The sequence below is a fragment of the Shewanella sp. SM20 genome, assembly GCF_025654545.1.
GTDB lineage: Bacteria > Pseudomonadota > Gammaproteobacteria > Enterobacterales > Shewanellaceae > Shewanella > Shewanella oncorhynchi.
On record NZ_JAKKRK010000017.1, the window covers coordinates 1 to 12,715 of the forward strand.

General features: G+C 42.7%; 8 protein-coding genes and 1 pseudogene. 6 read left to right on the forward strand and 3 right to left on the reverse strand.

Translation table 11 applies throughout. From position 1 onward, the window contains the following. Positions 1–309 (forward strand): annotated as a pseudogene (locus L5M18_RS08950) (integrase core domain-containing protein); the annotation flags it as partial. Positions 310–336: 27 nt separating this feature from the next. Beyond that, positions 337–1,074: a hypothetical protein gene (locus L5M18_RS08955; RefSeq protein ID WP_263196626.1), complete on the forward strand. Its 738-nt coding sequence runs from the start codon at positions 337–339 to the stop codon at positions 1,072–1,074. Between the two features lie 99 nt (positions 1,075–1,173). Here L5M18_RS08955 and L5M18_RS08960 read toward each other — a convergent pair whose 3' ends face one another. Further along, entirely contained in the window at positions 1,174–2,295 is a 1,122-nt protein-coding gene (locus L5M18_RS08960) for a beta-ketoacyl-ACP synthase III (RefSeq protein ID WP_028760965.1), read from the reverse strand. After that, complete coding sequence (locus L5M18_RS08965) at positions 2,292–3,494, reverse strand: RDD family protein (protein ID WP_263196628.1); 1,203 nt, start codon at positions 3,492–3,494, stop codon at positions 2,292–2,294. Before L5M18_RS08965 ends, L5M18_RS08960 begins: the two co-directional genes overlap by 4 nt. A 250-nt stretch (positions 3,495–3,744) precedes the next feature. Between L5M18_RS08965 and cysK the strand changes: the two genes are divergently transcribed. The 4 genes from cysK to L5M18_RS08985 all read left to right on the forward strand — a co-directional run bounded on the left by cysK (position 3,745) and on the right by L5M18_RS08985 (position 10,548). Beyond that, positions 3,745–4,713: a cysteine synthase A gene (cysK, locus tag L5M18_RS08970; protein ID WP_113940761.1), complete on the forward strand. Its 969-nt coding sequence runs from the start codon at positions 3,745–3,747 to the stop codon at positions 4,711–4,713. 202 nt (positions 4,714–4,915) lie between these two features. After that, positions 4,916–5,989, forward strand: coding sequence for a methyltransferase (locus L5M18_RS08975; RefSeq protein WP_263196629.1), 1,074 nt, complete (start codon positions 4,916–4,918; stop codon positions 5,987–5,989). Between the two features lie 152 nt (positions 5,990–6,141). After that, a complete protein-coding gene (locus L5M18_RS08980; protein WP_263196631.1) occupies positions 6,142–7,140 on the forward strand; it encodes a TDT family transporter in 999 nt (332 codons plus the stop codon). Between the two features lie 693 nt (positions 7,141–7,833). Then, positions 7,834–10,548, forward strand: a complete 2,715-nt coding sequence (locus L5M18_RS08985; protein WP_263196632.1) for a TonB-dependent receptor plug domain-containing protein — start codon at positions 7,834–7,836, stop codon at positions 10,546–10,548. A gap of 154 nt (positions 10,549–10,702) precedes the next feature. On the opposite strand, the gene focA is transcribed toward L5M18_RS08985, so the two are convergent. Next, complete coding sequence (gene focA, locus L5M18_RS08990) at positions 10,703–11,698, reverse strand: formate transporter FocA (RefSeq protein ID WP_263196633.1); 996 nt, start codon at positions 11,696–11,698, stop codon at positions 10,703–10,705. Positions 11,699–12,715: the final 1,017 nt, after the last annotated feature.

Sequence of the window (12,715 nt, forward strand, 5' to 3'; positions counted from 1 at the left end):
TCATATTCATATTACACGAGCTTGAAATTCAGACAATTAATATGACGCATTCAGATTAAGCAAAGTATGAGACGTCGCGGGAATTGTTGGGATAACGCACCGATGGATCGTTTCTTTAGAAGTTTGAAATCTGAATGGATACCCGCAAGTGGTTATGGGAATTTCACAGAAGCAGATAAAGAGATCACAAATTACATCACTGGATATTACAGCGAGACTAGACCCCATCAATATAATGGTGGGTTAACGCCAAATGAGTCAGAACGTTTATATTGGAATGACTCTAAAATCGTGGCCAATTTTACTTGACCACTACACTTTGAGGCTGGTGCGGGTTTGATTTGGTATCCTACGGGCACCTTTAACAAGGTAGAATTAGCGGGAGATTGGGATATCACTCATAACCAAGCAGGCGAACGACTTGAAGAAGAGTATGAAGCCTACATAGAAATCCTCGGCGCATTACAAAGCGAAATCACCTTTGGTATAGAAACCCGTGAACGTGTGGGCCCTCGCCTCGATGCTTCACTGCTCACTATCGCCGGAAATAGTCAACTATATGATGAAACCCAAGTGTGGTTTTATGGCGCAGTAACCCCGTTATCGCCCCTGAGTATGGAGCTTGAAATGTACTACGGCGATGAAATTGATTTTATCAATGATAGGCTGGGCACTAAAACGCAAATGAACCCGAGTATCAATTGGAAAATTGCTAATGGACTTTCTATCGATATATCCCATCTTTATCAGCAAATGGATGTGGAACAAGGTGCGCTTTTTACCGCTAATCTGAGCGATGTACGCCTCAACTGGCAATTCAGTCTACACAGTTTTATTCGCCTTTCTAGCATTTACACCCGGATAAATCGCAATGTAGCGCAGTATTTATATTCAGCGCCGCAGAGTGAGGAAGCGCATTTAGGCAATGAGCTCCTCTACGGTTATAAACTCAATCCGCAGAGTGTGTTCTACCTCGGATACTCTGATAGTTTGCAGGCTAATGATGAGTTAAGCCGCCTGACACGGGACGAGAAAACCTACTTTATGAAGTTAAGTTACGCATGGCTGCTATAAACAATCATTGCCTTAAACAGAAAGCAACTTAGGCAAACAACTGACATAAAAAGCCCACATCTTCCTCGATGTGGGCTTTTTATTATGGCGGTGAGAATCTTAGACCTTCTGCAGAATAACACTGCCAATAGAATATCCTGCGCCAAACGAACTCAATAAACCTAAATCGCCAGTCTTAAAGTCACCGGAAAACTTGTGAAATGCAATCACAGAACCCGCGGAAGCCGTATTGGCGTATTCATCTAACACCACGGGCGCTTGTTCCGCTGACACATCATCCCCAAGCAACTTTCTCACTACAAACTGATTCATGTTGATGTTCGCTTGATGCAACCATAAACGCTTAAAAGACTGTGGCGTTAACGCTTGTTCGGCCAGATGTTCATCCAAATGCTGATAAATCATCGGCAACAGCTCTTTAAATACCTTGCGCCCTTGTTGGTGGAATAACTTATCAGCTTGATGGGCCGCACTCGGATCGCAGCGATTCAAGAAACCGAAATTACTGCGAATATTGTTCGAGTAATCGGTAAAACAGCGGCTTGAGAGGATCTTAAACACATGATCAGACTGGGCTAAGCTTTGTTCTTCCAGTACCAGAGCCGTCGCCACATCACCGAAGATAAAATGGCTGTCACGGTCGCGATAATTCACCTGTGCCGAGCAAATCTCAGGGTTGATCACTAACACTCTTGAGGCAGAACCCGTAGCAATGGCATTAGCCGCGGCGACAATTGCAAACGTCGCCGATGAACACGCTACCTGCATGTCGTAACCATAACCCCGCGTACCCAGTGCACGTTGAATTTCAATCGCCATAGCAGGATACGCACGCTGAGTATAAGCACAGGCAACAATCACTAAGTCAATTTGCTCAGCCTTGAGATTGGCATTCTTTAGTGCCATCAAGGCAGCTTCAAGGCCAATCTCAGCCTGCATAGATAATTCGTCACTGCTGCGCTCAGGAATCAACGGCATCATGACTTCGGGATCCAGAATGCCCTCTTTCACCATCACATATCTGTGCTTGATACCTGAGGCTTTTTCAATAAACTCGCTCGATGAATAGGACAAAGCCGCAACATGGCCTTGCTCAATTAAGCCTGCATTTTCAAGATTGAAAATATCCACATAAGCATTGAAGCTCTCAACTAAGGCTTCATTGGAAATACTGTGGGGCGGCGTAAATAGGCCACTCCCCGAAATGACGACCTGTTTCATAAATGCTCCAAACGGGTACTGGTTGTAAGGTGAGCAGAGGATGCATCATCACTCGCAAGCACAGGTGCTAACTCATTTTGCCCCTGCGCTTGTTGCTCTAATCGTTGCTTTTTATGCATTTGCACTAAGTCTATCACGACTGTTGAAGATATTTTATCTTGGATCCCCTGCCGATTGGCATCCCAAAATATTTGCATAAAGCCAAGTAAGCCTGTGGTAAAGCCTGCGGCATAGCCACCATAACGGCCAAACGCGGCCCATAAACTGATGTTGGCACCATCGAGCTGGATCACCCGAATGCCCAACATCTTCTTACCTAAGGTTTGACCATCAAATCGTGCAGTAAAGACGGTAAAGTAAAACGCTGCCCAACCAAAACCCAGCCCCATATCACTCAGAAAGCCTTTCACCCAAGCGACAACACTATGGGTTGTAGCTTCATCAACGGTTCTGAGGCGAGAATATTGCGAAGAGCTCACATTCACTGCATCAGCCGCCGCGCTTTGCGGCTGTACATCCGGCGAAATAGCTTGAATAGGCTGAAGTGGCTCAGGCAGAGAATCTGTTGTCGCCAACTCAACAGGAAGCGTAATAACAGGCCATAGGCTGCCATTAAGCACTTCCGCCTGTAACTTTTCACTGTCTACGGCAGGCAAACTACTATTGGCTATGGTTGCTAGCACTATTTCACGTTGATCATTTTCTGTCATGCCCTTTGATCCTGAAGCGCTTTTTATCGCTTCATGTAGGGATTGAACTTGAGTTTTACCACAAGCATAATTATTACACTGGCTCAACGACATCAATGCTGGTAGTGACGTAATGATTTGTTCACCTAATGCCAATTGTTGCTCTACTCCCTCACTGCTTTTAACGTCTGTTCCATTAAAATCAAACAGATTATTAGCGGTTGTCAGCAACATAAAAACCAACATCAAGGCATAAAGTCCCCACTTTAATAAACGACCAAACTTACGACTGCGCTTTTCAATCCAGATAATACTGACCACCAGCAAGACAAACATCCAATCCATCTGCTCAGCTAACACAGTGATCAGCAAACCATCAATCAGTATGGCTAACATCCGCTTCAACGGTGTCGCCAATGGGGTATATAACACGGCTGCTGCAATGGTAAATGCCTTTGGTGTTACCATCGTTTTTGGATCTTTACCCAGATCCATTTGTTGCTGCTTCATCTTTGCGCTTGTCCGATACGAGTGATAGGCTAGTTTTACGATTGAGACATCAAGAAGTTATCCCTGTTAATGCCACAATCTTTTTTATGTTAGCAAGAGGTTAACACAGTTAAACTGGCTGCCAATCAGGGTTTGCGAATAACAGCACACCCTTTAATAACCAAATCGAATAAAGAAGAACAAACAATCACTTCTAAAAGCGCCACAGCAGATTATGATTCAGTAGTGCCAACATAGGAGCAAGCAATCCATGAGCAAAATTTTCGAAGATAATTCATATACTATTGGTAATACACCGCTAGTACGTTTAAACCGTGTTAGCCAAGGTAAAGTGCTGGCCAAAGTCGAAGCCCGTAACCCAAGTTTCAGTGTTAAATGCCGTATCGGTGCCAATATGATTTGGGATGCCGAGAAGAAAGGTCTATTAACAAAAAATCACGAGCTGATTGAGCCGACATCAGGCAACACAGGTATTGCATTAGCGTATGTTGCCGCGGCCCGTGGCTATAAACTGACCCTGACCATGCCAAATACCATGAGTTTAGAGCGTCGTAAGCTACTCAAAGCTCTAGGCGCAACTCTCGTGCTGACTGAAGGCGCGAAAGGCATGAAAGGTGCGATTGATAAAGCGGAAGAAATTCGCCAATCGGCTCCTGAAAAATACATTTTATTGCAGCAGTTTAATAACCCTGCTAACCCAGAAATCCATGAAAAAACCACAGGTCCAGAAATCTGGAATGATACCGACGGTGAAGTGGATGTGTTTGTTGCCGGTGTAGGTACTGGCGGTACAATTACTGGCGTAAGCCGTTACTTGAAAAAAGTGGCCGGTAAGACCATCACCTCAGTTGCGGTTGAGCCAGCAGATTCCCCTGTTATAGCTCAAACCTTAGCGGGTTTACCTGTGCAACCAGGGCCGCATAAAATCCAAGGTATTGGTGCAGGCTTTATCCCAGGTAACTTAGATTTAGAATTGATTGACCGTGTTGAAGCTGTAACTAACGATGAAGCCATCGACATGGCCCGCCGCTTAATGCAAGAAGAAGGCATTTTAGTGGGTATTTCATCGGGTGCCGCCGTTGTCGCCGCAAACCGCATCGCTGAGTTGCCAGAGTTTGCAGGCAAAACCATTGTGGTGATTTTACCATCGGCAGCCGAGCGTTACCTATCTTCAGTCTTGTTCCAAGGCCAATTCGGCGACGAAGAAAACGTTCAATAAACGACGTTTTATCGTCCTTAAAATACCCAGCTTTGGCTGGGTATTTTTATTTATGGCATTCCATTATTTAGATCTCGATTACAGAGCATAAACAAGTTACTGCTCAAGTTTGGATACAGCTCATAGTTCTTTGTATCTCAACTGGCTTTCACGGCTAACTTGGTTATAAAGAACGGACCCGCTCGCCAATTCATTCCTTTTTATGTCTTTTTACCGAACACCAAGTAATATCAGCGCCTTCAATGCGAAGTTTGAAGCTCAAAAAATTGCCTTTGGCCCCATCAGCTTTCAAGTCGCCCACTGCCTACTCAAATTCGATGTGCTAGCCCAAATAGATAAAGCGGCCGAGCATGGGATCACTGCAGCCGAGTTAAGCCAATCCACCCCACTGAGTGAATATGCCTTGGGAGTATTGCTGGATATGGGACTCAGTATGGGGCTCGTTTGGCAGCATGAGTCTGGCTATGTCCTCGACAAAACGGGGCACTTTTTACTCCATGACGACATGGCCGCCATCAACCTTAACTTTGTGCAGGACGTTTGTTATCAAGGCCTTTTTAGCCTTGATACCGCACTACTCGAAGGCAAGGCCGCAGGACTTAAGGTGTTCGGTGACTGGAATACCATCTACCCCGCCTTAAAAGATCTACCACCCAAAGCGAAACAGAGCTGGTTTGCCTTCGATCATTACTATTCGGATCATGCCTTTCCACAGCTTCTGCCATTAGTGTTTGCCCATAAGCCAAGCCATTTAGTGGATATAGGCGGCAATACGGGAAAATGGGCACTGAGCTGCTGTGATTATGACGCAAACGTTGAAGTCACGATTATGGATTTCCCGGGGCAACTAGAGGTAGCCACACAAAATGCACTCGCACGAGGTTTTGCAGCGCGCGTGCATACCTTTGCCACCGATCTGCTGGACGACTCCCTACCCTTTGTCGAAGGCGCCGATACTTACTGGATGAGTCAATTTTTGGATTGCTTCTCAAAAAGCCAAATCCTGAGCATTTTACAACGCACGGCAAAGGCAATGACATCAAGCTGCCAACTCTTTATCGTCGAAACCTTTTGGGATAGACAGCCATCGGCCGCCTCCGCCTATTGCGTAAATGCCACTAGCCTCTATTTCAGCGCCATGGCCAATGGCAATAGCCGCATGTATCACTCTAAGGATTTATTGGCCCTGCTTCACCAAGCGGGACTGTATGTGGATGAAGACACAGACAATCTTGGCCTAGGGCACACGCTACTGCGTTGTAAACTCAAACCTTAAGTTTAATAGCAACATCAAAGTAAACAAAACTTATTCAATGAATAAAATTAATCAAATTTATTTATCATAGATACCCGCAGTACACTAAATACATCAAAACAGCGCCCCAAAAAAGCGATGTTAAGCATTGTCAGTATTGAGAGGTATTCAAAATGACTTCAAAACGCAAACGCTGGACATCCCACGCAGCTAAACTTCCCAGCCCTATGGCTGGGTTGGCACTGGCAATTGCCAGCTTAGGTTGGACATGGGAGAACATGACACCTTCACTTAATGGCGCAGGACAACTCACAGGTGCCATCATAGCCTCTGTGTTACTGTTATTGCTCATGGGTAAATTCATGCTTCATCCTAATATTTTAAAGGACGAGCTAAGTCACCCTGTGATTGGTAGTGTGATCCCCACCTTCGCCATGGGCTTGATGGTGGTGTCTAAATCACTCGGCGATTATTTCCCCCATGCAGGCTTAACTCTGTGGCTAGTCGCCATTGGTATCCATGTGATCTTCCTAAGCGCGTTTATCTACTATCGCGCCATTGATTTTAAACTCGAGCACATGGTGCCAAGCTGGTTTGTACCACCGATTGGCATTATCGTCGCGGCAGTGTCTTTCCCTGTGTCTGACTACCAATGGTTAGCAAATGCCATTTTGGTTTTTGGGATGTTGGCTTACTTAATCATGCTGCCTTTGATGCTCTATCGCCTCATTTTCTGTCAGGCGATACCCGATGCCGCTAAACCAACCATTGCCATTCTCGCGGCGCCCGCCAGTTTATCACTTGCAGGTTATCTGACCGTTTGCGAGCAGGCGTCGATTCCCTTAGTCGCCTTACTACTGAGCATCGCCATTCTGATGACCAGCATCATCTACTTGGCCTTCTTTCACCTACTAAAACTGCCCTTTAGCCCAGGCTACGCAGCCTTTACCTTCCCTATGGTGATCGGTGCAACCGCCCTCTTTAAAACCGCTGCTTGGTTAACGCAGTTCAATAACATGGGTGAGTTAGCGATATGGATAAAATACTTAGCAGAATTCGAATTGGTAATCGCCACCTTAGTGGTTGCCTATGTCGCCCTACGTTATTTAGGACACTACTTTCCACTGCAATTTAACGTGGTAGAGCAAAAATCAGTTCTAAATAGCAAATAAACAGAACAGCTTTTTGTAAAAAAAATTAACCATAAAAATGAATTGTTCACTCAAAAAACTAAACAATAAACCGAAAGCGAAGTGAATAGATATTCACTTCGTTTTTATATTTAAACAGTTAAAATTAAATAATCAGAAATAGTATTTGATTAGTTTTTATTCTTTACAACATTTCATTCCATAATTTTACTTCTAGTTTCCTGACGCGGTGTAAAAATATCACCATACAAAATTAAACCGCATGAAAACCCTTATTGATAACACTCCTCAATCATCCAATCTAAAATATATGGAATGACAAACCATATCGTTATTAATTTTTACTTTTTCACATAAAATAGTTTCAAACTATTATTGAAAACAACAAAATTAAAACACAATAAAACAAAGCATTAGCAACAATAAAAAAACAAAAAGAACCAATAATAAAAACAAAAAGCCAAATAAAAAACAAAACACTCAGATTAAAACCTTATCTGCCACCGATTACACACACACCCTACTTATATCTGCATTTTAAAAAGAGAGTAAATAACAAATTTTAAACAAAACTCCAGCATGACCAATGTTGCACTTGTTATTTTCTTGTGGTTATATCCTGAACTCAATTAAATGAGAGCTTAATTCTTTACATAAGTAACCATTTAAGAAAAATAAAAAATAAACATACAACATGTGTTAAGGGAGAATAAAATGCGTGCAAATTCTACATTAGCCAAAGCAGTTCGCTTTGCATTAATAAGCGGAGCAGCTACTGCCGCGTTAACCACTTCGATAGTATATGCAGCTGAAGATGGTGCCAAAGTTGAACGTATTGAAGTAACAGGTTCACGTATTAAGCGTACCGATATGGAAACCGCAACCCCAGTTACAGTACTAAGTGCTGATGATATGGCAAAACAAGGTTTTACTAACGTACAAGATGCATTGCAGAGCCTGACTTCAACAACAGGAGCAATGACAACTCAATCAGTACATGGTTTTACACCAGCTGCGTCATCAATCAGTTTACGTAATGCGGGTGCAAGCAGAACGCTAACATTGATTAACGGTAAACGTCTCAACCAATATCCTAAACCAGCAGGTGGTACAGACAACTTTGTTGATACCGCAAACTTACCAATGGAAGCTGTTGCTCGTATTGAGATATTACAATCTGGTGGTTCAGCAATTTATGGTGCAGATGCTGTTGGTGGCGTAGTAAACATTATTTTAAAAAGAGATTTTGATGGCGTCGCATTAAAATATCGACATGGTGATACTACTGAAGGCGGTGGTGGAAGCGATCGAATTGCGCTATCTCTGGGTTCATCTTCCGAACGTGGTAACGTCTCAACCTTCATCGAATTTACTGATACTGAGCGTTTGAATGCAACTGATAGAGCTGTTTTTGGATTAGATACAGACAAAGTACCTTATAGTAAATATTCACAATACAGCTCATATGGGGCTGGCATTACAGGTAAAAAACCTGCTGGTGGAACGACACCAAAAGGCCAACGTGTCCTAACTGCGAGTGAATGCGAAGCGGGCGGTTTTCTTTGGACAGGTAGCGCATGTGGCTTTGATCGCTCAAAGTGGCGCGATCTATCACCAGAAAGCACTCGTTTTATCAGTTCAACGAACTTTAACTATGAACTTGCAGATAATTTGAACTTTGTAGGACGTCTTGATTTTGCAGAAGCAAAATCAACAACACGTATCGAACCTATGGGTATCGATAACTACACAGTCAATGTTGCAGGAGACAAAGTAACTTTAGGCGTTGATTTAGATGATTCACTGACAAAGACATTCGACAAGAATACAGGTCTTGGTGGAGATTTTAAAAATGCCGAAAATGGTGACTACAACTATATTCGTCGTTTGCACGAATTCGGCAACCGCGCAGGAGAAACAAGTACCCGTAACTATTTCTTCACCGCGGGCTTGGAAGGCGTGATCGCTGATGATTATAGTTGGGATACATCCGTAAATTACGGCCGTACTAATGTGGATGTATTCAATAGTGGCTTTGCGACTGTGGGTGGATTATTTAATTATCTAGCTCAAGGCACTGACGGTAAATCACTGCTTGCGCCAATCAGCACAAATGATGTCAGCGGTATAGCGTACACTCCGTTTGAAAAAGCTCAATCAACTCAAAAAAATATTCAAGCAAATATCACAGGTCCAGCATTTGAACTGCCAGCAGGTTCAGCTGACTTTGCTTTTGGGGCAGAATATACCACTCAAGACTACTCATCAGAATCTGACTCAGAATCTGTTAAAGGCAATATTCTAAGCCGTGGTGGTTCATCAGGTGCTGGTGAGCGTTCATACTGGGCAACCTATATGGAATTAAAGCTTCCAGTTCTTGAGGACTTAACACTTGATGCGGCCTTACGTTATGACCGATATGATGATTTCGGTGGAAATTTGTCGCCTCAATTAACCGTAGAGTATCGTCCACTTGATGAATTATTAGTTCGTGGCTCTATCAGTAAAGTGTTCCGCGCACCAGATATGCATCGCGTATATGGAGATGCAACTCAAGCATATAGCAATATCATTGATTTTAAACAGTGCCAAGCTCTAGGTGGAACTCCATCTCAGAAAAATCCAGATCCAACACTGAACAAAATCTGTAATGAACTCAATATTGATATCACTACTGGTGCTAACAAAGATCTTAGCGCTGAAACAGGCTATACAGCCAACATAGGTGCTGTTTATGGTGGCGATAGCTTAAATGCTTCACTCGATATTTGGGAGTGGAAACTGGATGACATGGTAAGTGACATCTCTGCAAGCAAAGCTGCTCGTGAATATGAAACTTATGCAAACATGATCACCCGTGACGCATTAGGTACCATTACTCACATTAATACCGTCGCACAAAACCTTGCTTATCAGAAAGTTCGTGGTATTGACTTAACCACTGGTTATGGATGGGATGTCGCTGACTTTGGTGAGTTAAAACTAAACTTTAATGGTACTTATATTCTTCTTTCTGAAGTACAAACAGATCCTACAGCTGCAATTGATGATGACATTGATGATGGTGGTTTACCGCAATATAAAGCTAATATCATTTTAGGTTGGTATATAAACGATTTTGAAACAACTTTAGGCGCTTACCACACAGCAAGAATGCATGGTGTTGGATATAAATCGTTTAAAAAAGCTGCATTAGATAAAGGTTTGGCATTCGATGAAAGTGCAAACGAAATTGCATCACAAACGAAGTGGAACTTAACATCGGCTTATAACATCACAGACGCAATTAAAGTGACTGGCGGTGTAATGAACTTATTTAATGCTGGACCAAACTTTGATCCAACAGATACAGCCTGGCCACACTATAACCGTTCATCATATGATGCGCGTGGTCGTGAATGGTTTATCGAAGGCGAAGTTAAATTCTAATATGGTGTTGATTAGTTAGAACCTAATCAAAAAACGGCATCTTCGGATGCCGTTTTTATTTACTTCATTATTTACACATCATAGTAAACCGACATAAAAAAATGCCCAACTACTTGCTGGGCACTTTCCCTTCAGACTGATAATTAAAGACGTTTTAAGAATGTTTAGTCAGCTTAATCTCACTCTGATGCTGAGGTTTTTCAGTATGTGAATGTGGTGCAGAAAAGTGTTCATGATGAGCTTTGTGTGATTCAGCCAAGGTTGCTTTACCCTGCTCTATCCACCAATAACCTAAACCAACAATCACACCGCCACCGACAATATTGCCTAAGGTTACAGGTATTAAATTATTGAATATAAAGTTTGCCACGGTTAAATCGGCAAATTGTGCTTGAGTAACCCCTAAAGACACGAAGAACTCTGGGCTGGCGATTGATTGGATCATCATGCCCATAGGCACCATAAACAGGTTAGCGATACTGTGTTCAAAGCCACTACTGACGAACATAGCCACAGGTAAAATTAACAGTAACGATTTAGTCAGCACATCACGGCTGGCAAAGGTCATCCACACACCTAAACACACCAACATGTTACATAAAATGCCTAAACTAAAGGCTTGAATCCAAGTATGGTGCAGTTTGTGCTGTGCCACTTTAAGGGCATTTAATCCCCAGTTACCACCATCAAGATCATACATACCTGCGGCAGTGATCAAGCAAACCATCAACATAGCGCCGACAAAATTGCCGGCATACACGCGGCACCAACATTTGAGTAATTCAGCGCCAGTGACCTGTTTTTGTGCCCAGGCAACGGTACTGAGCACAGAACTGGTGAACAGTTCTCCACCGCAAACAACCACTAAAATTAAACCTAAACTAAAGGCTATTCCGCCAACGAAACGAACTAAACCCCAAGACGCATCGCCTGCGCCAGTAGTTACGGTTAAATAAAAAACAAAGGCTAAAGCGATAAATGCGCCAGCAAACACAGCTAAGCCAAAGGACTGCCAAGGTGCTTTAACCACTTTGCTTGTCCCGTAAATTTCAGCCTGATTGTAACAGCTAAAATGAGCTGAAACCTGTGGCGCTTCATGTGCGCTGTTTGTCACAGTTGGAACTGATGACGATGGATTTGGGCTTTTCATTGCATAACTCCAACTTCAGATAAACAAACTTGAACGCGTAGCATAGGTATCTCCAGCAGCGCCATTGCGCAGATAACACGAATCAAAACCGAGATAATGATTTGCTTAGCTTAAATGATGATTCACTAAAGTCTCGCTTTGTATCATACAACGCGCTTATGCTGTGAAGCAGATATTGCTAAAGCGTGATGCTATTCACACCCAAAATGTGAAAACTTTGAAGCCAAAAACACAAAAGGTTAATTGGTCTTACCACAGCAACCCGATTTTCATCGCGAGAATGTGGCTTAATTAAGATGGTATACAATGCATATCCTGCACGTTTCCATTTCATATTTAGCGAACTAACGCTTAAATTAATGCGCTATAGATTCAAGCAAACCTCAGCAATGACACATTAAATGACCAATAGCTTGATGCGTGTCTCTCGGTATTCATTAAATTGAACCCACTATAACCCATACTTTAGCATTTACAGTTTAGTCCAACAGCAAGTAACAAGTTGCCTGCATCATAGCAAACTACTGTATTTAGCCACTCTTTAACCCTTCCTGAATGATTTAAGCATTGCATGCTTTATTTGATGGCGTTATGACATGCCGTCTCCTAAATCGACACTAAGTTAGCAAATAAAAATAAATTAATACAAATAGCTAACATCAAACTTATTTTTAATATCATAACCACTGCGCCTACTGTGACAGCTCCCATTATCGAGCCGTGACTCCCACCAATCAAAATCAGCCTATACGAGGATAGATTTATCCTCGCTAAAGGTGGACAGTAAATGGTAACAATATAGGCAGGCTGATTTAAGAGATAATGGGGTTCAGATGTCACACCAACTTAAAAAGCGTGCCGTATTCCCTATTGTGGTAAAAAAATGCTACCTAGCTAGCAAATTTGGGATTAACAGAGCATAAACCAAGCCGTTTAAGATGCGATAGCGACAGACCTATGTTAATATGCCTATGGACAATTGGTCTTACCAATTATAAAGATTTATCAGTAGCCGAT